Annotated in this window: 26 protein-coding genes; 15 read left to right on the top strand and 11 right to left on the bottom strand. The window is 68.4% G+C overall.

Translation table 11 applies throughout. The annotated features are described in order from the left end of the window. Entirely contained in the window at positions 1-828 is an 828-nt protein-coding gene (locus ACVGV0_RS23095) for a ParA family protein (protein WP_459160163.1), read from the top strand. 389 nt (positions 829-1,217) lie between these two features. Next, positions 1,218-1,448, top strand: coding sequence for a hypothetical protein (locus ACVGV0_RS23100; RefSeq protein WP_459160164.1), 231 nt, complete (start codon positions 1,218-1,220; stop codon positions 1,446-1,448). Between the two features lie 128 nt (positions 1,449-1,576). Here ACVGV0_RS23100 and ACVGV0_RS23105 read toward each other — a convergent pair whose 3' ends face one another. The 7 genes from ACVGV0_RS23105 to ACVGV0_RS23135 all read right to left on the bottom strand — a co-directional run bounded on the left by ACVGV0_RS23105 (position 1,577) and on the right by ACVGV0_RS23135 (position 6,109). After that, positions 1,577-1,762: a hypothetical protein gene (locus ACVGV0_RS23105; protein WP_459160165.1), complete on the bottom strand. Its 186-nt coding sequence runs from the start codon at positions 1,760-1,762 to the stop codon at positions 1,577-1,579. A gap of 23 nt (positions 1,763-1,785) precedes the next feature. Next, the gene (locus tag ACVGV0_RS23110) at positions 1,786-2,100 is read right to left on the bottom strand and encodes a type II toxin-antitoxin system PemK/MazF family toxin (protein ID WP_459160166.1); all 315 of its coding nucleotides are present in this window, start codon (positions 2,098-2,100) and stop codon (positions 1,786-1,788) included. Then, positions 2,097-2,348, bottom strand: coding sequence for an antitoxin (locus ACVGV0_RS23115; RefSeq protein ID WP_459160167.1), 252 nt, complete (start codon positions 2,346-2,348; stop codon positions 2,097-2,099). The genes ACVGV0_RS23110 and ACVGV0_RS23115 overlap by 4 nt, the downstream gene beginning before the upstream one ends. 375 nt (positions 2,349-2,723) lie before the next feature. After that, the gene (locus ACVGV0_RS23120) at positions 2,724-4,091 is read right to left on the bottom strand and encodes a DnaB-like helicase C-terminal domain-containing protein (RefSeq protein ID WP_459160168.1); all 1,368 of its coding nucleotides are present in this window, start codon (positions 4,089-4,091) and stop codon (positions 2,724-2,726) included. Between the two features lie 181 nt (positions 4,092-4,272). Further along, a complete protein-coding gene (locus ACVGV0_RS23125) occupies positions 4,273-5,421 on the bottom strand; it encodes a hypothetical protein (RefSeq protein WP_459160169.1) in 1,149 nt (382 codons plus the stop codon). Between the two features lie 272 nt (positions 5,422-5,693). After that, the gene (locus ACVGV0_RS23130; RefSeq protein WP_459160170.1) at positions 5,694-5,840 is read right to left on the bottom strand and encodes a hypothetical protein; all 147 of its coding nucleotides are present in this window, start codon (positions 5,838-5,840) and stop codon (positions 5,694-5,696) included. 26 nt (positions 5,841-5,866) lie between these two features. Then, positions 5,867-6,109 carry a hypothetical protein gene (locus tag ACVGV0_RS23135; RefSeq protein WP_459160171.1) on the bottom strand — a complete coding sequence of 81 codons (243 nt, stop codon included), beginning with the start codon at positions 6,107-6,109 and terminating at the stop codon, positions 5,867-5,869. Positions 6,110-6,283: 174 nt separating this feature from the next. Here ACVGV0_RS23135 and ACVGV0_RS23140 point away from each other — a divergent pair, with 174 nt between their 5' ends. Then, positions 6,284-6,619 (top strand): DUF6247 family protein, encoded by a 336-nt coding sequence (locus ACVGV0_RS23140; RefSeq protein ID WP_459160172.1) that lies wholly within the window; start codon positions 6,284-6,286, stop codon positions 6,617-6,619. Positions 6,620-6,638: 19 nt separating this feature from the next. On the opposite strand, the gene ACVGV0_RS23145 is transcribed toward ACVGV0_RS23140, so the two are convergent. Together ACVGV0_RS23145 and ACVGV0_RS23150 are read right to left on the bottom strand one after the other, a co-directional pair. Further along, positions 6,639-6,911 carry a hypothetical protein gene (locus ACVGV0_RS23145; protein ID WP_459160173.1) on the bottom strand — a complete coding sequence of 91 codons (273 nt, stop codon included), beginning with the start codon at positions 6,909-6,911 and terminating at the stop codon, positions 6,639-6,641. A gap of 2 nt (positions 6,912-6,913) precedes the next feature. Continuing rightward, positions 6,914-7,144: a hypothetical protein gene (locus ACVGV0_RS23150; RefSeq protein ID WP_459160174.1), complete on the bottom strand. Its 231-nt coding sequence runs from the start codon at positions 7,142-7,144 to the stop codon at positions 6,914-6,916. 168 nt (positions 7,145-7,312) lie between these two features. Between ACVGV0_RS23150 and ACVGV0_RS23155 the strand changes: the two genes are divergently transcribed. Further along, a complete protein-coding gene (locus ACVGV0_RS23155; RefSeq protein ID WP_459160175.1) occupies positions 7,313-7,969 on the top strand; it encodes a 2'-5' RNA ligase family protein in 657 nt (218 codons plus the stop codon). A 44-nt stretch (positions 7,970-8,013) separates the two neighbouring features. Here the strand turns inward: ACVGV0_RS23155 and ACVGV0_RS23160 are convergent, their stop codons facing one another. Next, positions 8,014-8,835, bottom strand: coding sequence for a hypothetical protein (locus ACVGV0_RS23160; protein WP_459160176.1), 822 nt, complete (start codon positions 8,833-8,835; stop codon positions 8,014-8,016). 41 nt (positions 8,836-8,876) lie between these two features. Then, positions 8,877-9,716 (bottom strand): sigma-70 family RNA polymerase sigma factor, encoded by an 840-nt coding sequence (locus tag ACVGV0_RS23165; protein ID WP_459160177.1) that lies wholly within the window; start codon positions 9,714-9,716, stop codon positions 8,877-8,879. 155 nt (positions 9,717-9,871) lie between these two features. Here ACVGV0_RS23165 and ACVGV0_RS23170 point away from each other — a divergent pair, with 155 nt between their 5' ends. From ACVGV0_RS23170 to ACVGV0_RS23220, 11 genes are all read left to right on the top strand, one after another. Further along, a complete protein-coding gene (locus ACVGV0_RS23170; protein ID WP_459160178.1) occupies positions 9,872-10,177 on the top strand; it encodes a hypothetical protein in 306 nt (101 codons plus the stop codon). A gap of 485 nt (positions 10,178-10,662) precedes the next feature. Then, complete coding sequence (locus ACVGV0_RS23175; RefSeq protein WP_459160179.1) at positions 10,663-10,911, top strand: WhiB family transcriptional regulator; 249 nt, start codon at positions 10,663-10,665, stop codon at positions 10,909-10,911. After that, positions 10,908-11,267: a hypothetical protein gene (locus ACVGV0_RS23180; RefSeq protein WP_459160180.1), complete on the top strand. Its 360-nt coding sequence runs from the start codon at positions 10,908-10,910 to the stop codon at positions 11,265-11,267. The genes ACVGV0_RS23175 and ACVGV0_RS23180 overlap by 4 nt, the downstream gene beginning before the upstream one ends. A gap of 39 nt (positions 11,268-11,306) precedes the next feature. After that, entirely contained in the window at positions 11,307-12,275 is a 969-nt protein-coding gene (locus tag ACVGV0_RS23185) for a hypothetical protein (protein WP_459160181.1), read from the top strand. A gap of 29 nt (positions 12,276-12,304) precedes the next feature. Beyond that, on the top strand, positions 12,305-12,769 hold the full coding sequence (locus ACVGV0_RS23190; RefSeq protein ID WP_459160182.1) for a hypothetical protein: 465 nt from the start codon (positions 12,305-12,307) through the stop codon (positions 12,767-12,769). Between the two features lie 101 nt (positions 12,770-12,870). Further along, positions 12,871-13,059 (top strand): hypothetical protein, encoded by a 189-nt coding sequence (locus ACVGV0_RS23195; RefSeq protein ID WP_459160183.1) that lies wholly within the window; start codon positions 12,871-12,873, stop codon positions 13,057-13,059. A 136-nt stretch (positions 13,060-13,195) separates the two neighbouring features. Further along, positions 13,196-13,513, top strand: a complete 318-nt coding sequence (locus tag ACVGV0_RS23200; protein WP_459160184.1) for a hypothetical protein — start codon at positions 13,196-13,198, stop codon at positions 13,511-13,513. Positions 13,514-13,518: 5 nt separating this feature from the next. Further along, a complete protein-coding gene (locus ACVGV0_RS23205; RefSeq protein ID WP_459160185.1) occupies positions 13,519-14,076 on the top strand; it encodes a hypothetical protein in 558 nt (185 codons plus the stop codon). A gap of 14 nt (positions 14,077-14,090) precedes the next feature. Next, on the top strand, positions 14,091-14,531 hold the full coding sequence (locus ACVGV0_RS23210; protein WP_459160186.1) for a hypothetical protein: 441 nt from the start codon (positions 14,091-14,093) through the stop codon (positions 14,529-14,531). Between the two features lie 137 nt (positions 14,532-14,668). Then, positions 14,669-16,243, top strand: coding sequence for a hypothetical protein (locus ACVGV0_RS23215; RefSeq protein ID WP_459160187.1), 1,575 nt, complete (start codon positions 14,669-14,671; stop codon positions 16,241-16,243). A gap of 103 nt (positions 16,244-16,346) precedes the next feature. Continuing rightward, a complete protein-coding gene (locus tag ACVGV0_RS23220; protein WP_459160188.1) occupies positions 16,347-18,812 on the top strand; it encodes a hypothetical protein in 2,466 nt (821 codons plus the stop codon). Positions 18,813-18,832 lie beyond the last annotated feature (20 nt).

An 18,832-nucleotide genomic window follows, 5' to 3' on the forward strand; every position in this document is an offset into this window, starting at 1 on the left:
ATGAGCGATATCGAGATCCGGCCCGGCCAGTCGCTGGTCGTGGCCACATGTAATCAGAAGGGTGGGGTCGGGAAAACGACCTCCACGATCAACCTGGGGCGCGCGTTGGCCCGCTTGGCGTTGCGCGTGCTCGTGGTCGACCTGGACCCGCAGGGCAACGCCACATCCGCGCTCTCCGCAGATGACCTCGCCGAGGACGCGGCCGGTGTGGCCGATGCGATCGCCCCCGGTTCCGCGGTCGCGTTGACCGAGACGGTTGTGGCGACGATCTGGGACGGGGTGGAGCTGGCGCCGACGCCGAGCACGTCCCGGCTTACGGAAGCGGCGGACTTGATCGATTCGATGCGGTTCGGCCGTGAACGGGTGGTGGCGGACGCGCTCGCGCCGGCCGTTGAGGACTACGACGTGGTGCTGATCGACAACTCGCCGAGCCTGGGATGTTTGCTGGTTGCGGCGCTGACCGCAGCGCACACGGCACTCGTCGTCACCCAGGCTGAAGAGTGGTCAGCGGACGGGCTGGCCGAGTTGCACAACACGATCGACCTGGTGGCCAAACACCACAACTCCGCGCTGACGGTGGCCGGCCCGTTGGTGAACGGCTGGCGCGGCACCGCGCAGAACAAGCGGGTGGCGGCAGACCTCGCGGAGTACTACGGCGAGTCCGGATGGCTGGCCGAAGGTGAGCGTGTGCCGATGTGGGCACCGATCTCGGATCACGTGAACGCCGGCGTGGGCTTGGACGTCGCCCGGGAAGCGCGGCTGCGGAACCTCGCGGAGACCTACGACCGGTTCGCGCGCCGCCTGGTCGGTGAGGGGGTGCGTGGCTGATGGCGTTGGAACCGCGACGGAAATCAAAACTTTCCGGGCGGCATCCGGCCGCGCCGGATGCCGCCGAGTCTGACTCGGACCAGCAGCAGCACGAGCCTGACGCGGCCGTGACCAGAGGTGATGACGGTTCCTCGCGCGGGCGCGCGGGTCCCGCGCGTCCGGACGCGGGTTCCGCGCACCCGGGTGTCGGGCGCGCGGGCTCCGGGACCCGGGAGTCGGATTCCGGGACCCGGCACCCGGCAGGCGACAACCGGGATCCGGCACCCGGCAGGCGGAAGGCGGAAGGCGAAACCCCGGATCCGGGACCCGAGAACCGGGTGCCGGCACCCGACTCCCCGGTCCCGCCTTCCGGTCAGGCGGGCGCCCCGGAGGCGGGTGCCGGCAGGCGCGTGCAATGGACGCAGGACGCGAAAACGGTGCGGGCCGAACTCACCGCGTGGGTCGCCGCGCTACGGAAGGCCGACACCCGGGCGGCGGAAGCGCGGCGACTCATCGGAGACGGCGCCGTGCCCCACGACCAGGCGCGGGTGATCGTCCGACGGGTGGCGGACCAGACCGGGATGCCAGTCGCGGAGGTAGCAGCCGCGGCCGGTGTCGACCCGGCCGACATCGACGACTGAGATCGTTTGTGCCGTTTCGGCCCACCCTCGGGTCCGGCGCGGCGGTGATCGCCGCTGTATGGCGATTCTGGACGGCAAAACGGCCCTTCCCCGATCTCGGGGAGGGGCCGCTGCGTGTTCGGGAGCGGTCAGCGCTTGGACTGCATCGCCTGGGCCTGCATCGCGGTCTGCGCGACAAGCGCCATCGTCTGCGCCGCCTCGTGCCACTCAGGCGATCCCTCCTTGGCCTTGTCCCAGTCCTTGTAGGCCTGGTCATAGATCCGGCCCATGCGGTGTTCCAGCTCGTCCGGGTTCATGCGCCAGGGGGTAGCCATGTGCTGCTCCTTGGTCGAGGGTGCTACTCGATGCCGAGCGCGGTGCACAGCGCCCGGTCCACGGCGGTCATGGTCGCTGGGGTGAGCGCGCCGAGGTACTCGCCCAGCTCACCGCGACTCAGCGTCTCGATGTTGTCGGCATTGATGCGTCCGCCGAGCGGGTCGTCCGCGCCGAGTTCGACCCAGGTGGGCAGCTGCCGCTCGGTGGTGGTCAGCCGCACGGCGAGCACGTCGTGGGTGTGGCGGTTGCGGCCGTTGTTGGACACCACCAGCCAGGGCTTCGGTCCGTGGCCGATGTCGGCGCGGTAGACCTGCCCGCGGACCGGCGGGCCGGTCACGCCTCAGCCTGCCGGCGATCGCGGCGGGCACGGATGGCCTCACGCTCGGCGGCGTCCTCATACGGATAGGCGGGGTTGTCGACCACGGCGGCGGCGTAGGCCGCGTCGAGACGGTCCTCGCGGTGACGACGCCAGGCTTCATGGATGGCGTCGAGCACGGCCGCCGAGCGGGTGGGGTAGTCCTCGGCGAGCTCGGCGAGCTGCCGGTCGGCTTCGTCGTCGAGCCGCACTGTCATCGCTCGTGTCATACGTACAGGGTATCAGATTCCGGTTTCAGTTTCCGGTGCGCCTGTCACGTTGTGTTGACTTCCGGAGGGGTTCCGCGGCGGGTTCCGGAGGGTTCCGACCGGGGTTCCGGACCCCTGCGGAACCCCGGCTCTCGCGCGTGCGCGTCGCGCGTCGCGCCGCGATGGTGCACGGGGGCCGCTTGGACAGCCCATTCGCAGCCGCGTGCGGGTTCCGCGAACACCCGCGCGTGCACGGTGCGCATCCGAGGCAGTTTCAGTCGGCACTGAACACGCAAGCGCGCTCGAGACACCAAAGGCTCCGCCCAAGGGCTTGGGCGGGGCCTTCGATGAGGCACGATTCAGGGCGCTCGCTCAGCCGCACGCTGCACCCTCGTGCTACTTGCTGAGCTCTTCGAACCGCTGGTGCGACAGGTCGGCCACCGTCCGGACGGTCATGTTCGCTTGCCCGTAGCGGTTCTTGGCGATGTCGATGTCGACCATGCCGGTGGGCGCCCGGGTGCCGTCTTCGTCGTCTTCGTAGACGGTGTTGAGTACGAGCGCGCCGGCGGAGTACTTCTCGATAGCGGAGCTGCCATGTGCGTCGAACAGCTCCAGCCGCCGGCCGGAGACCTGGGCGTTGCGGTTAGGTTGGACGAGCACGACCACGGGCACCCGCAGCTCCCGGGACATGCCGGTCAGCGTCTTGATCGTCTCGCCGATGCGTTCGTACTCGGACAGCCGCGGGTTCTCGTGCTCGACCAGCTGGCCGTAGTCCACGATCAGCAGCTCGGCGCCGTGGCGTCGCACCGCCACCCGGGCGCGCGAGCGGATCTCGCTGCCGGTGAGTTCCTGCGTCGAGTCCACGATGATCTTCTCGGCGATCTGGGCGCGGGCCGTGTCGATCTGCGACAGCGAATCGGCGGTCAGGTCCAGCCCGGGCCGCATCGTCTCGGACATGGACACGCCCGCGGAGGTCGACATCTGCCGCCGCGCGAGGTCGGTGCCTTCCATCTCCAGGGAGAACGCGGCCACGGTGCGGCCGTTCTTGGCTGCGCAGTCGGCGATCTGCTGGGCCGCGGCGGTCTTGCCGGTGCCGGTCGCGCCCATGAGGGCATACATCCGTCCGGAGCGCATGCCGCCGGTGAAGTAGTTCGTCACGGTCGGCCAGGGCAGCGGGATCGTGGCCGCGGGATTCTCGGCTTCGGTCAGCGCTTGCTCCCAGAGCGAGCCGAGGGTGCGCCACGAGTCGCGCATGCCCACGTCCGGATCGACGGTGGTCATGATCTCGCGGGCGGTGCTCGAGTGCCCGGAGTTCAGCGCCTGCCAGGCGCGCACCAGCACTTGCCGGGTCTGGCGAGTGGCATGGCCGCGGGTGACTTCCTCGGCCAGGGATTCGTTGGTGGCGGCCACGCCAGCGGCGAAGCCGTAGTTCAGCATGTACTGCTGCGCACGGTCGGCGGCGCCGGGTAGCTCAGGGTGGCGGTCGTGCAGCGTGCGCTGCAGCGTGATCAGGTCACCGTGCTGATCACCGGCGGTGGCGCGTTCCACGGCGAGGCTCCACAGGGCCGCGTGCCCGTCGGAGGAGAAGTGCTCCGGCGGCAGCGACAGCACCGTGTTGGACAGTCCGCCGGGCCGGGCCAGGCCGTAGCCGATGAGGTACTGCTCGGCCTGGGCAGCGTCCGTTTCGACGGCCTGGTCCAGCGGTGGCAGCTCGTCGGCGAGCGTGTCTGCCGGCTCGGGGGTGGTGTCGTTTACGCTGGTCACTGCGGAATTCCTTTCTGCAATCGGCCCGGCCGGGGTTCGTTGGCGTCGGAACCGGCCGGGTCGTTTTCAATGTTGACTGAAATTACGCCGCTGCAGCGGCCGAGCCATCGAGGGGCGTGTTGGGTCGCGGCCACTGCCGCCAGTGCTTCTGTGAAGCCAATAGGCGGCAAAGTGGCCTTCTCTATGCCGCCGAGCGATCAAGCACCGCGGCCAGCTCGGCTCGGCGAGCCTCGATGAACTCCGCCGCCAACCGCGGACGGGTCTGCATGATCCAGGTCTGCGCGGATTCGTTACCGCGGTACTGCTCCGGATCCCAGAACTCGCCGAGCAAGCCGGCAGCTTTCTGCGCACCGGCGTTGCCCTTCGCGATAAGCGCATCGACCTGCGCCTGGGCATCCTTCGGCGCCGCCTGCTGCTTCGGGGCCAGCCCGTCGAGCTTCTGCCGCACGAACCCGATCGGCCGCGTCACCTTCTCCACACCGGTGGTGTCGGTGATCGCGTCGGTGATGCCCTGCTCGGTCCACCCGGAGTCCAGCAGCGCGTCGACGTGCTCGACCAAGTCGCGAATCGCCTTCCTGCTGAACCGGCGGCCCTGGAACGTGAACGCCTGCAGGAACCGGACGCCAGCCGTGTCCGGGAGGGGCGAGGACGGTGTCGACGAGCCTGAGCTGGCCGACCCCGTCGAGGTCTTCTCTGCCCGTTCGGATCCTCCAACCACCCCAGCGGCGCCAGCCGCGCGTCCTGGGTTGGTTGGGGGAGATCCCTGTTGGGTGGAGATAAGGGGTGCAGATCCTGCACCCACGGAGGGTGCAGATCCTGCACCCTCAGGGTGCAGATCCTGCATCCCCGTAGGGTGCAGATCCTGCACCCCCGGATTTCCCGGGTTCTCTTCCTCCTCGGCCTGGGGGATGGAGGGGTACTTGCGGTGTTCCGCGCCCTGCACGCCCCCCGAGATCCACTCGACCCCGGCGGCCCGCAGCTGGTCCGGGTAGCGGGGATAGAGGAAGTTGCCCTTGTAGTCGAGCGTCACCGGATCTCCGAGCAAGTGCGGCGCCTCCGGGTGGTTGATCACCCACAGCGGCGTGGCATCGGTGCCCTTGCTGCGGACACGGTCGATCTGGGTCACGAACCCGTGCTGCACGAGGTAGAGGATCTGGGCATCGAGCGTGCGCTTAGACATCTCGCAGTCCTGCGCCAGCACCGTCTTCGCGTCGTAGACCTCGAAGCGCTGGTTGGCCTTGTCGGCCATCATCATCAGCACGAGCTTTGCGCCGCTGCTTCCGACGCGGTTGTCCTTCGCCCACTTGAAGGCGTCGAACGATCCACCCACAGGGCGGGCTCCTCTCCGTCTCGGAGAGCCCTCGCCCGGCTCGCTGCGCCCTTCGTGTGCGCCGCGTCGCTCCGCGGTTGCGAGGTCCGCAGAGGCATGCGCTACGCTGTGAACGCGTTGAGCCGCCAGGGCTCTGACTTAGCCCCGGCACCGGAACGACCGGCCAAAGTCTTGATCCGGTGTCGGGGCAAATCTCTGTCTGGGGTCGGATCGATGCGCCCCTGCCTGGGGTGCCGCTGACCGGATGACCCGGAAAAGGCCAGACGAGCGCCTCAATCCGTGTGCGCAGCACGTTCAACGAGTGGGCAGCAGGCCACGGCCCACCACGCGTTGAACGCACCACGCACGATGTTGTTCTTGGGGTGCGGCACCGCCGTGGTGTTGGCCGGCGATCCGGCCACGTCCCGCCAGTCGGTCACTCGCACCTCGTAAGTCCTTGATTACATCATGCGGCGTCGACCGCCTCATCCGTCTGGTCGGCTTGCTTGGCGGCAGTGAACTCGCGGATCCGCTTGCGCACGCTGGGCACGCGCAGGATCTCGGCCCACAGGTCCGCGGAGACGAGCACGGCTTCGGTGGGCTGGCCGCGTCGCTTTCCGTTCACGACGTCCGTCGGCTCGCCGGACTTGGCGGCCTCGTGCAGCACGCCACTGATGTTCTGGTTCAGCTCGCTGACGGTGACCCGCATGACGAGCTCCCTTCCTTGCTGGTGGATTGATCATAGCATCGATCTAGCAATATGCAAGTTAGGGAATGGCTTCCTTATTTGCAGCGCAGAGCTTTACTATCCTCTCGCATTACTAAGATGTTTACTGGATCTGAATCCCCGGCGGTGTCGCCGCCGCACGCTACGCTTGGCCGCATGGCCAGCGACCCGCGGGCGATCCGCGATCAGATCGCCGAGATCGACCTCGCGACCGCGGAGCAGTTCGACGGCGACCTCGCCCGCGCTCGCAACTCCGGCAGCGATGACGAACTACAGCGCACGCTCGACCTGTGGCAGCGGGTGGCCGACCGGATGGCCCGTCCGGATATCCCGGCCGGCGGCGCGACCGCCGAGCAGCTGCGCCAGCGCCTCGGCGTGTCCCAGGTCGAGGCCGAGCGCATTCGCGGGCGCGTGGTCGCCACGCTCGCCACCGGCGAGCCGCCGGCTGGCACGGTCACGTGGGAGGAGCTACGGCGTCGGCTCGGGTGGTAAATATGACCAGCGCACAGCTTTATTGGTTGATGAGTTTGCCGTAGCGCTGGCGTGCAGCCTCGCCCGTTGTGCCGATCAGGTTCCCGATCGTGCCCCAGGCGTATCCGGCTTCACGGGCTGCGGCGACGGCGTCGACGAGGGCACTTTCCGCGGTCGCTCGCTGACGCACCGCGTTACGCAGCAGGTCCAGAGGCTGCGGGTCGTTCCAGTCGCTCGGGCGAGGTTCGTACTGTTCGAACGCGTCTGCGATCTCGTCCTGGTGGTCAATGATTTCTTGCAGCGTACGGGGCATGGTTACCTCCGAAGGAACTTACGCCGGGCAGGCATGGCGTGGGCGATCACCGGACCGCGGTCGGACTGGAGCAGTCCCACTTCGAGGAGCCGTCCGGCCTGGTCGGGGCCGATGAGCATGGTCATCTCGTCGGTTTGTTCGATGGCGTCGAGGTAGTTGCGGTAGGCATGCAGCATGTCGTCGTCTGCGACGCCGTGCTTGCGCGCGCTTGGCAGGAGGAGCGGTTCCCGCATTCCAAGTTACCTTGTCATATCGGCTGCGGCCAGAGTGCCGGAACCACGATGATCGCGCTCTGCGCTGCACAAACAGTAACGCCCCGGCCGAATCGGCCGGGGCATTCGCATGGCTCCAGACGGTCAGCCGGAGCGGAGAGAACGCGTGACCAGCTACGCTGATCAGTGATGGATGATTTTTTCTCCGGTCCAGCCTGGTCAGGCCCGCAGCTACATGTCTATGCAGTGCCAGGGGCGCCGGTGCAGAACCACCTCGCGGAGGTGCAGGCGCACATAGGAGACGCCGCCCCTTGGGGAATGGCCTGGTCGCCGCCGCAGTGGGCGCATGCCACCGTCCAACGCCTCAACGCCGTCCCGGAGGAACTCGACTCGGGTGCTCTGCAGGACCTGACAGCCCGCCTGCGGCGTGCGTACGCCACGCTCGCTCCGATGGTGTTGACCATGGGGCTGCCCACGGTGGGGCGTCGCGCCGTTGAATGCTGGTGCACCAGCACCTCGTGGGAGGCGCTGTGCGCTGCAACTCGCGCGGCAATCGCGGACGCCTGCCCGGAGATTTTGCCCCCGCCAGGGCCGGAGCAACACCCGCACGTCACGCTGGCCTACGGAACGGGACCAGAGGAAGCAGACGATGACACGCTGCAACACACCCTCGACACGACAACACCGGCATCAGCGCCTCCAGTTGAGATCTCTGCGCTGGACCTGGTGAGCGTGCACCGCGGCTCTGCGCTGGGGTACTTCTGGTGGGACACCATCGAGCAGATCCCTCTGGGTGACAGCGCGGGCCGAACTGAACACGAAACTGATCTCCGAGCGCACACATGAACGCCCCCAGCCGGAAGTCCAGCCGGGGGCGGTTCTCTTGAGGTTCAACTCCAACAGTTCGCGATCACAGCCGTGGCGTCATCCGTCTTTTTATTCCTGGGCACGGCCTTGCCAAGAGAGTCATCCCGCTCCGCCTCGCGGACTGCATTGATCGTCTGTGCTGGCCCGTGGCGGTGGAGCTGGTCGAGCAGGTCACCCGCGTCGGAGGCGAGTCCGAAATCGAGAGCGCGACCGACTCCGTCGGAGTACACGGCGAAGCTTTGCGCTGCTCTGCGCTGCACAGATCCCGTAAGTGCGTGCTTGGCCGCAGACGGGTCGACGCTGGCGATCCAATAGCCACCCTCAACGTTCCGCGCCGCCAGCTCCTTCGGCTTCATCGCGTGGATCGCGTCCATCTTCCCGTCGGTGCCGAGGAGATGCCGATCGCACTCAGCGCGCTCCTCCTGTGCTGTGTAGCTGACCCGATCATCCGAGGTCACGCAGACGCCATCGTTGATGGTGTCGACGAGCACGGTTACGTCGCCGAGGCTTGCCCAATCGAGTCGATCGCCGGTGTCGCGCACGATGCCGATTGCCGCTGACGGAGTACCTGGATGAGTCAGGTCGCAGGTGTCTGAGTGCTGGTCGACGACGTGCTCGATCGCCTGCTTGATCGCCGCCGGAAGTGGGGTGGCAACGTTCTGCGCTGCAGAAAAAAGCGTGGACCCGAGCTGGCGCACGAACCATGGGAGTCCGTGTACACATCCGGTGTCGGTGCGGATGGTGGCACCGTCGAGCACAACCACGACGGTTTCGCTGGCGACCCACCAGTCCTCGTTCGGCTTATCGTCGTCGCTGGTCAGCGTGTATCCGGTCAGAGTCGTCATGGCAGGGCTCCTGAACGTGCCGGTTGGTGAAGGCGTGCGGGTTAGCGCACGTACATCTCTGTGGCAGCTTCGGTGTTCGTGATGCTGCGGTCTCGGTCACCGTCGTATTCGCAGCGCACGACCATTGAGAATGGTCTAGCGCGTGCCTCGTGGTAGATCTCGGCCAGGTTGTCGACGAGGTGCTTCGCAACGCCGTGTGTTCCAGCGGCGTGGATCCCAGCCAGGTACAAGAAGGTCCCCTGTCCGTCCGGACGAGGAAGGCGACCGAGGTACGCGTAATCGCCCGCCCTCCCGTTGTCCTGCGGAGACCGATACTCCGTTCCAGTGGACTGGTCGAATAGGAACCGGCCGCGCTCGTCTTCGGCGAACCGCACGTGTTGGTCGCTAGCGAGGATCTGCTTAATCATGGGCAGGACCTTCGGCGAACCCATGACCACCAGCGATCCGCGGTTCAGGTCCACCAAGCCAGGAGAGGGCACAACCTCTCGTGCGCAGGACAGACCGAATCCGTCGCACGCAGCTTTGATGATGTCGTACGCCTCCGCCGCGTCCCTGCTGATCATGTCTGACGGCTTGCCACCCACGTCGCTCTCCTTGGAGCCGAGCGAAATGGTGACCTCGCTGCCGTCCGGGGAGAGCACGGCGCGCTCCGGGGCGGGGGAAGACGAGAGGATCCGCCCGATCCGCGAGTGATGTTTTCCCAGCGCACGACCTAGATCAGACTTGGTGTACCCCTCGCTGATCGCTTGCTCCAGCGCCTCGCGCCGGTGACGCGCGACTTCGCTTTGAAACTCGGCTACTTCAGCATGCAGCTGGTCGGCAGCTATGGCCCTGTCGAGAACAGCGCCACTTAGCACGTCCTCAGGGATCTCAAAGCCCATGTCTACACCTCCTGCGCTGCAGAAACATATTTTTCGCTAGCCAGCACTTGACTATTGCGCTAGGTGGCACGCTATGGTCTGTGCCAGCTGACGCACACGAAGTTGTGCTAGCTAGCAACTCTATACGAGACAAACAGCAGCGACGAGGAGATGCGATGTGGACGACCGGCGACCGCCCTGATCCGCGCGACGCGTACGCCCCGTGCGCCACCGAGATCGGCCTCACCCTGGCCCAGGCGTACGAGGCTGGCGAGGCCATCGACACCCCTACCAACACTCTGCGCAGCGTCGATCTCGACCCGTTCATCCTCGCGAGCCTGCGCACCGACGCGGACGAAGCCGCCGCCGAAGCCGCGCTCGAGTCCGTCCTCATCGCTCCCGTCGAACCCGCCGAGGTCGTCGACCTCGCTGCCCGGCGCCGCCGCGCCCCCGCGATCCCTGACGGGGTGCGCGCCGCCTGATCCCGGCACTCCCCGGTGCCGGGGGAGCCCACGGCGTGCCCCTCGACCTCGCCGTGGGTTTCCCAGGCCACCGGGCCTACAGCTGCTTGATGAATCGAATAGTGGGTGGCTTTCCGGACGTGCCGCTCTCCCGAACCTTGCTGCCGCAGGGAGAGCGCCCGCCCCACTCCATCGCCGCTGCGCACACGCGAACGGGCGAGAGGCAAGGGCGGTGCAACGTCCCCGTCGCTCCCCGCCGGACGGCACCGGTGGGGCGTCGCCGACACCGCGCCAGGCCAGCCCCGGGAGGGGCGCGCGCAGCAGACACAGCGACGGACTTAAGCCCGCATCGGATCGCCCCTCGTAGCAGGCCGGGGCGTCGTGGTTCGACTCCACGGGCGGGCACGACATCGCCGCAGCGCACAGCGGCGGAACGACACACACGAAGCCCCGTCGACGGTGCCTCGCCGGCGGGGTTGAGAGATCAGAGACAGGAGGTCTGATCGATGACCACCGTACCCACGGTCCCGGACTGGCGTGACCGCGCCGCATGCCGCCACGTGGCCGAACCCGAGGCGTTCTTCCCGCTCAGCCCCAGTGCACGGAGCTACGCACAAGGGATCTGCAGCACCTGCCCCGTCGCCGCCGAGTGTCTGGCCGAGGCACTCACCAGAGGCGTCGACCACGGCATCTGGGGCGGATACACCCCCCAGCAGCGGCGTTCCCTGCGGCGCACCCAGGAGGTGGCCCAATGAGCACGCCGACAACCGAAACAGCCCGCCCGATTGACCTGCCCGCCCTGGCGCCGAGCTCCTCCTCCACGGAGGACCTGCCCCAGGATGCCGAAACCGCAGCGCAGAACCTCACAAGGGAGTCGGCGGAGGAGCTTGTCGAGGACGAGGACGACGACGTCGTCGACTTTCGCGGCACGGACTTCGACCTCGACCTCGGCAGCTCGCGCGCGCCGGTGGTGCTGTTTGCGGCACTCACCGTCCTGGCCGTGCTGCTCGGCGTGTACGCCACGACCGCGCTGGTTGTGCAGATCGGCGCCGGACTCATCGCCGCCGGCGCCGCCACGCTCGCCATCCGCTCGATACGCCGAACCCGCTGAAACCACTGCGCAGAGCCACGAATCATGCGTTTGGAGTTGATGATGACCGTGCTCGATGACCGGCCCCGCACCGGGGCTACGCTCTCCGTACCGTCCACACGGGACGACTCGCCCCCTCCCGACACCGATCCGCAGCCGGGTAGCGAGGTGCTGTCCACGGAGGCACTACGCAGCCGGCTGGAGGACACCCGCACCCGCATTGCGCTGCACCAGGAACTCGCCGAGGTTGAGGCCGACGGCGCGTTCGCCGCTCCCCGCGACGAGGACGACCAGAAGGCCGCCGACCGCATTCGCAGGAAGCAGCGGAAAGAACGGGAGCGGTCCGCGAAAAGCGCGGTGCGTGCTCAGCGCACTGCCCGTTGGCGGGCGTGGTGGGACGACCGGGCTGAGCGCACCCGGGCCCGGCTGCATGATTCGGCTCGGGCGATCGGCAGTATCCACCGCACGTGGACGGTCTGCGCTGCGCTGATGATCGCGTTGATCGGTGGGGCGCTGGCCTACATGACCCAGACCGTGAAGCTCGGCGTTGTCGGCGCCGAGGGGTCGTGGTTGGGCTACGCGATCGAGCCCATGGCCTCGGCCATGTTGGTGATCAGCTTGGCGGTGCAGACGCTGGCCCGCCGCAACGGCGTGTCCGTCGGCCGCAGCCTCGTAATGATGGACGTGGCGCTGTGCACTGCGTCGATCGTGCTCGTGGTGGTGCCGTGGGGAACGCGGTATGGCTGGGATCTGGCATCGACGCTGGTGCACCTCATCGTCCCGCTGCTGGTGACCGCCGCGGTCGTGCTGTGGCACCTGTGCGCCGGACTGGTCGCCGACATGTTCGCTCGCGCCAAGCACGATCCGGTGCTGGCCGAGCGGCTCCAGTTGCTTCGCACCGCTATCGCCAACGGCGAGCTCGAGCCGAACCCGTCGAAGAACCGCGTCGAGAAGTATCTCCGTGAAGCGCTCGGCGGCATCGGCCGTCCCGAGGCCGACAAGACCGCGCGAGCGTTCCTCGGACGCTGAATTCCCAGCGCAGAGAAGGAGAGAGCGTCATGCAGGAGCGCACGATCCGCCGCGGAGTGCGGCTGGCCGCCAACCTCGCCGCTGCGATCGGCGGGCACGAGTGGGGAGACCAGTACGCCCAAGGCGGGCCCGACGGCAAAGATCCGCTCGAGAAGGGACAGCCCGGCGCCAACGGCCGGCACCGGTGCCTGCGGCACGTCCGCAGCTACACGCTCACCGTCGCCGCAGCGCAGCTGGCCACGAACACCGCGCTCGGGATCCGTACCCGTCCGGTGCCGTTCGTCCTCGGCCACACCGCCACCGGCGTTGCGCACTACGTCATGGACCGCAGCCGGGAATCCGGAGAACTCCCCCGGAAGCTCTCGAAGATTCCCGGCGTGCCGGACAAGACCGAGTACTGGCAACGCGGTGGCCAGCCCGCCTTGGACCAGGCCTGGCACTGGGTGTGCCTCATGGGCTGGGCCGTGGCCGACGCGGCCGCCTCCGAACGCTGAACACGCAGCGCAGAGCTTCGCGAAGCGCCTGCCAATACACCGGCAAGTGACGCGGCAGGCGCCCCGCATTCATCCACCAACCTCGGAAGGCAGGTCTCTCCATGCTCGCAGACATTGCTGAACGTCGGTACGTCGCGCGCGTTGAGCAGCGCCCCGTCCGCGACGAGCACGGCCACCCGACGGGTCGTGTGCAGCACGGCTACCGCCACCACGACGGGTCGTTCGTGCCTTGCCGCACGTGGGAGACGGCGCTGGCCGCCGCGTGGCAGGCGAACCAGGAAGCCGCCTGAATTCCTTCCCTTCTCGGTGTCCAGCACTGGCGCAGCACCCCGCACTGAATGTGCGGGGCGTTGCGCAGGCCGCTGGAACCCGCGGCCGACACCACTGAAACCCCAGCGCAGACAACGACAGAAGGAGGTGAGGTGCGTGGCCGGACGGAACCGCACCGTCGACACCGGACGGACCGACGGCCGCCGGCGGCTGCGGCAGCACCGCCCGGCCGGCGAGGCCGAACCCTACCGCCGCGAGAAGGCGTTGCGCGGTGCCCGCGCGCAGGCCGACCACCGCATCAGCCGTGAACGTGACCCGCTGCGGCAGCTTGATGCCGCTCGGGACTACGTCCGCAGCGCAACCCGGAAATACCAGCCGGGTGGCGACCTCGCCGGCGCGATTGAGGCGCTGCTGACCGCCGGCGATGCGATCTACCGCAACGGCACACCCCGAGACCGACAGAACAGGAGGTGACACCGATGGCCGCCGAAGTTGCCCCCGACACGACCGCCAAGGAGTCCACACCGGACTCCGACGCCACCGCCGCCGAGCCGCGGCACCTCCATCCCGTGCCCAACGACGGGCCGGTGCCGGACGAAACCACAGCGCAGAGCCTCGACGAGGTCGCGTCCGCAGAGCCTGACGCCAGCGCCACCGCCCCGGATGGTGCCGAGGCAGCCCCGTCCCGGTTCCGAGTGGACCTCTCCGCGCTGCTCGCGTGGGGGCGGGTGACGTTCACGCCGCAGTCGGGCATGTGGACCCAGCGCCCACTCGCCCCGGACGAGGTGATGGACCGCGCCCGCCGCGGTTCCCACCTGGCCGATGCCGGACCGCTGCGCACGGCCGCCATCGCCGACAGCTACGCCGCCGCCGGAACGAAAGCCGCGCTGCGCTGCGGCGATTGGCTGTTGGATCACCCGGCCCGCCGGATGGTGGCCGCGGTGCTGCTGACCGCGCTCTTGCTGTACCCGCCCACCCGCACGGCCCTCGGCTGGGCATTGGCCCCGGCCGCCTGGGCCCACGGACTACTCACCTGACCTGGAGGGACCTCATGCAACTGCTCGCTGCCGCCTTGTTCTTCATCTGCCGGTGGTTCTGCAAACGCATCAAACGGCTGAGCGACGGCAAGATGTTCTTTTTGCCGTTCACGTTCTTCGTCCTCGGCGTCTGGTCGCTGCTGTTCTGGCCCATCCCCGGGTGGGGCGGAACCGTGGCCACCGCGGCCGCGGCGCTGTTCAACTGGGTCCTCGGCGGTGTGGCCGCGTTGATCGGCGGCAGCGCCGGCATCGTCGCCAGCATTCTGCTGATCCTGATCATCCTGGGCACGGTCGCGGACCTCTGGGACAAGAAACCCGATCGCTGGGCGAAGTTCAGTGTGTTCCTCATCGCCCCGCTCGCCCTGGTCGCCTCCGCCGAGTTCGCGCCGTGGCTGCTCACGGCTGTGCAGCACGTCGGCGGGATCGGCCCGCAGGTGCTCACCGCCATCGCCTGACGGCGGTGCGCACCCCACCGGGCCGGTTTCGCCAGCCCGCCACCGGTGCCGCCGACACCGTGGTCGGCGGCTGTCGGGTTCGACTCCCGGCGCGGGCACGCCACACGAATCCCCAGCGCAGAAAGGAGGTGGGTGGTGTGGATCCGTTCTCCGCGATCCTGCTGATCGGAATCATGACCGTGGCCACGGTGAAAACCGCCGGCACCGCGGCCACCGACGGCATCGCCCAGGCACGCGGCCAGACCCCGCCCAGTCAGGAACGGTGGCGCGCCAAGGAAGAACGGCGCCGCCAGCGGGGTGAGCAGCCCCGCCAGGATCCGGGTGGGCTGCGACGGATCTGGCAGCAGCACACCGAAGCGGCTGCGGAGAAGGCCGCAGCCAAGCATCGCGGCAAGCTGGAGTACCTGCGTGATCACGGCGACGAGATCGCCGAGGGCAAGAAGAAGCAGCTGGAACGCAGCGCTCGGCGGCGTGAGTACCTCGGCGGCAAGCTCGCCGCCGCGGGCGGCTCCTCGTGGGACGCGCTGAAAACCGCAGCGCAGAAAGCCGCCGACGCGAAACACAAGTACGACGAAGGTAAGGCCGAGAAGCGGGCGTGGCGGGAGAACGAACGCCGCGGCGACGTCGACGTCGCTGACGCCGAGCCCACGGACGCCGGTGGTGAGGATGCGACGGTGCTGTCGTTCTCCCGCCGACGCCGGGACGACGGCTCGACCGAGGTGGAAGTCGACACCGGTGGTACCTCGAACATCACCGGTGATCCGGCCGACCCGCTGACCTGGCAGGGCACCGACTCGCGCGGGCGCGACATCCAAACCGGCCGCGGGCCCAGCCGGATGGAAACTCTGCCGGACGGCAGCGAGGGGGTCGTGCACGACACCGACACCTACAGGCTCCGCACGGACGAAACTCCGGAACGGCGGATCGTCCTCGACGCCCAGCGGCGGCAACGGGATGCCGAGGCCACCGAGTCCGGTGAGGAGGAATCCGCAGCGCAGAAGGACGGTGAGGACGCTCTGTCCGACCAGAAGACCGATCCTGAGAAGGACTACCTGCTCGATCCTGACAGTCCGGCCATGAACCGGATCTCGGTCGCCGAGCTCCACCGGCGTCGGGCGCGAGAAGAGGACGAGCGCCGCCGGGCTGACGAGGAAGCCCAGCGGGCGCACGAGGCCGAGCAGGCTCAGGCCGAGCGGGAGCACCGCGAGCGCCTGGCCCAGATCCAGCAGCCATCCACCAACACCACCGACAACTCCGGAGGTACCGAGATGAGCACGCCGAACAGCAGCTCCGTCGAGATCACCGACCTGGAAACCGCGCAGCTGCGGTCCGACGAGTCCGCGCAGTACGCGGCCACCGTCCAGTCGGTGCTGGATACCCAGATCGCCGGGATTCAGAAGGCCATCGCCGGCATGGAAGCCGAGGCTGCGCAGCAGGAGCAGGGCAGCACCAGCCTGACCGGTGAGGGCTTCGACACGGGCATCACCGGCCGGTTCGACCGTGGTCAAGAGTCCTTCACCAACGCTGTGGCCGCGCTGCGTCAGCTCGATCAGGCGCTGAACACGGCCAAGGACGAAGTGAACCTCGCCCAGAACGAGATGAAGTCCGCTTCGAGCTTCTTCTCGCAGCAGCGGTCGATTTCCGAGTCCCTGTCCGCTGCCGGCCAGGGCGGCGGCATCTCCAGCCGCACCGGCTTCTACACCGGCGCGTGACCCGCACCGACTGGTGAGCCGCACTCGGCACCGCGAACGAGCGTCGCGGTGCCTGTGGGCCGCTCACCGGCGCGAATCATCCGAACATGAGGAGGCGATCCCGTTGAGTACGACCACGCAGGACCCGCCGGCGCCGGCGGAGCAGGAGACCCAGCCCGAGCCGACCTCGCCGCGGAAGCAGAAGAAGCAGCAGAAGGAAGAGCAGCGGCAGCAGCGCATCGACGTGTTGGCACAGACGATGCTGACCACGCTGCGGCAGCAGGAGCGGAAGAAGCCACCGGCCGAGCGTCGCTCGGAGACGCAGCTGTGGCAGGACGTCCGCGCCCAGGCCGCCAAGGACGAGCGCTCACAGCGGTACCGCCAGCAGGCCAAGGACACGGCGCGGCAGGCTGCGCGCACCACCAAGGCCGAGGCGAAGTCGGTGCTGTACCGCAACCGGAAACAACTGGCTCCGTGGTGCTTCGCGGCGCCGTATGCCGCGCTCGGTGCCGGCGCGTGGGCGGCGGCCGAGTTCGGCTCGGGACACCCGGTCGCCCTGTCCGCACTGTTCGCCGCCACGGCGGTGGGCGCGTCGATGCTCGCCTGGCGCAAATGGCTTGCCGAGCGCGCGCCGAAGAAGTTCGCCGAGCGGATCACGGCCACGATGGCGCTGCTGTCGGTGTGGACGATGCTCATGCCGTTGATCCCCACCGGCGGGCAGGGCGGCATGTGGCTCTCGTTGATCGTGGCCACGGCCTACATGGCCCTGCCGTGGTGGCGCGAGTACGAGCACCCGCTGCCCCTGCCGGAGGTGCCTGAGCCGGCGGCCGCGGTCACTGACGAGGGCAGCTCCCCGGCCGAGTCGCTCACCGAGGAGCAACAGTTCGTGCAGCGCATTGTGGCCGACTACCGCAGCTATGTGGCTACGCGGGATCTGCTGCCTGGCTCGACCGTTGCCGAGCGGGCCGAGCGCACCGCGCACGGGTTTCGGTTTCAGCTGCAGCTCAACCGCGGCAAGCAAACCATCAAGACCGTGCGCAACTGCGCCGAGGAGATCGGCTACGCGCTCGACGTCGACCCCTCGTCGATCCAGTTCGACAAGGATCAGCGGCCGGGTGCGCTGCAGACCACGGTGCTGATGACGATCATCACCGACCCGGTCTCCAACGACTTCGACGGGCCGACCATCGTCTACGACGGCGGCGATGTCTTCATCGAGCTCGGCCCGCACTCGGATGGCATGGGCTACGAGTACTTCCACGTGCTCTCCGATCAGCTCACTGCCGAGGAGCTGGTCGCCGGGCAGGTGCCGCGCGGCTCGATGCACGACGGGTTCGTGCTCGGCACCCGCGGCTCGGGTAAGTCGCGGTTCCTCGAGCTGGTGGCCGCCGGGTTGCGCAAGCTCGGCATCGAGATCTGGTATCTCGACCCGCAGGAAGGCAAGTCCAGCCCCGCGTTGATCAACGAGGCGGACTGGCCCATGCGCGGCGTGCACGGCACCGAGGGCGCCTACTCCAACGTGGTCGAGCTGTGGCAGGCCATGTGGGCCGCCTGCGAGGTGCGCGAAGCCGAAGGTGCTGCCGCCGGTGAGCTGGGCTTTCAACACACCGCGGAACGCCCGGCGATCATGGTGATCATCGACGAGTGCCACCAGGTCTTCAGCGCCGAGAACCCGAAAACCGGCAACACCTTCGGTGACGACCTCGCCGAAGTCGACCGGCGGATGCGTAAGAACGGGATGGGCCTGCTCGGCGGCAGCCAGTCCATCACGATGAACACCTTCGGCAAGACCAACCTGGCCACGGTGTTGCGCGACGGCATGTGCGGCACGAACGCGTACATCCTGCGCTACGGCGAAGGCAACGCGTCGATCGTGTCCGGCTACGAGGGCCAGCCCTCCGGGTCGCTGCCCGGCAAAGGGTTCGGCTACGCGCTGCAGGGCAGCCGGCCGCACATCCGGTTCCAAGCCCGCTGCCCGGCGGATGCGGACTTCCAGCCGTATCTGGCGGCCTACCCGAAGGCCACGCTGGACCAGCGGGTGCAGAAACGCATCGGCAAGGCCTACATCGACCGGTTCGCCAAGGCCGAGTCGAAGGTCGAGGCCAACCAGTCGTTCCTGGACCAGTTGGACGCGTCCGACGACGGCTCCACGGTGCCGTCGGTGGCCTCCAACCCCACGGCCTCGACCGGCAACACGGGAGCGAAACCGAGCACGAGCGCCGCGCGGTCTGCACCGTCGTCGGCGGGCAGCCAGCCCGCCAGCGTCGAGGAAGCCTCGTTGGACGATCCTCTGCTCTCGCCCGCGCAACGTCGGGCCATGCCGGGGCAACAGCCCGCGGCTGTGGCGACCTCACCGGGCGAGGACACAGCCCCGGCCGTCACCGGTGCTGCCGCCGAGCCGACCGCGGCCGAGCAGCGGGTGCTCGACCTGCTGGCCGAGGAACCGCAGCACACCCCCGCCACCGCGGGGCGCGCACTGGACCTGTCCGACCGGTCCGCGCGCAAGCACCTGGCCGCTCTCGCAAGCAAGGGCTGGGCCCGTCGGGACGCTGACGGTGCCTATTCGGCCGTCGCGGTCGCCACGCCCTGAACCCGGGTGTCCTCGCAGCG

It is taken from the genome of Salinifilum ghardaiensis, assembly GCF_054491345.1.

Coding starts and splice junctions, on each gene's coding strand:
- ACVGV0_RS23205 (WP_459160185.1), top strand. CDS start 13,519: ATGGCCGCCGAAGTTGCCCCCGACACGACCGCCAAGGAGTCCACACCG.
- ACVGV0_RS23170 (WP_459160178.1), top strand. CDS start 9,872: ATGTGGACGACCGGCGACCGCCCTGATCCGCGCGACGCGTACGCCCCG.
- ACVGV0_RS23190 (WP_459160182.1), top strand. CDS start 12,305: ATGCAGGAGCGCACGATCCGCCGCGGAGTGCGGCTGGCCGCCAACCTC.
- ACVGV0_RS23145 (WP_459160173.1), bottom strand. CDS start 6,911: ATGCCCCGTACGCTGCAAGAAATCATTGACCACCAGGACGAGATCGCA.
- ACVGV0_RS23140 (WP_459160172.1), top strand. CDS start 6,284: ATGGCCAGCGACCCGCGGGCGATCCGCGATCAGATCGCCGAGATCGAC.
- ACVGV0_RS23135 (WP_459160171.1), bottom strand. CDS start 6,109: ATGCGGGTCACCGTCAGCGAGCTGAACCAGAACATCAGTGGCGTGCTG.
- ACVGV0_RS23160 (WP_459160176.1), bottom strand. CDS start 8,835: ATGACGACTCTGACCGGATACACGCTGACCAGCGACGACGATAAGCCG.
- ACVGV0_RS23095 (WP_459160163.1), top strand. CDS start 1: ATGAGCGATATCGAGATCCGGCCCGGCCAGTCGCTGGTCGTGGCCACA.
- ACVGV0_RS23105 (WP_459160165.1), bottom strand. CDS start 1,762: ATGGCTACCCCCTGGCGCATGAACCCGGACGAGCTGGAACACCGCATG.
- ACVGV0_RS23175 (WP_459160179.1), top strand. CDS start 10,663: ATGACCACCGTACCCACGGTCCCGGACTGGCGTGACCGCGCCGCATGC.
- ACVGV0_RS23210 (WP_459160186.1), top strand. CDS start 14,091: ATGCAACTGCTCGCTGCCGCCTTGTTCTTCATCTGCCGGTGGTTCTGC.
- ACVGV0_RS23195 (WP_459160183.1), top strand. CDS start 12,871: ATGCTCGCAGACATTGCTGAACGTCGGTACGTCGCGCGCGTTGAGCAG.
- ACVGV0_RS23115 (WP_459160167.1), bottom strand. CDS start 2,348: ATGACACGAGCGATGACAGTGCGGCTCGACGACGAAGCCGACCGGCAG.
- ACVGV0_RS23185 (WP_459160181.1), top strand. CDS start 11,307: ATGATGACCGTGCTCGATGACCGGCCCCGCACCGGGGCTACGCTCTCC.
- ACVGV0_RS23180 (WP_459160180.1), top strand. CDS start 10,908: ATGAGCACGCCGACAACCGAAACAGCCCGCCCGATTGACCTGCCCGCC.
- ACVGV0_RS23150 (WP_459160174.1), bottom strand. CDS start 7,144: ATGCGGGAACCGCTCCTCCTGCCAAGCGCGCGCAAGCACGGCGTCGCA.
- ACVGV0_RS23165 (WP_459160177.1), bottom strand. CDS start 9,716: ATGGGCTTTGAGATCCCTGAGGACGTGCTAAGTGGCGCTGTTCTCGAC.
- ACVGV0_RS23155 (WP_459160175.1), top strand. CDS start 7,313: ATGGATGATTTTTTCTCCGGTCCAGCCTGGTCAGGCCCGCAGCTACAT.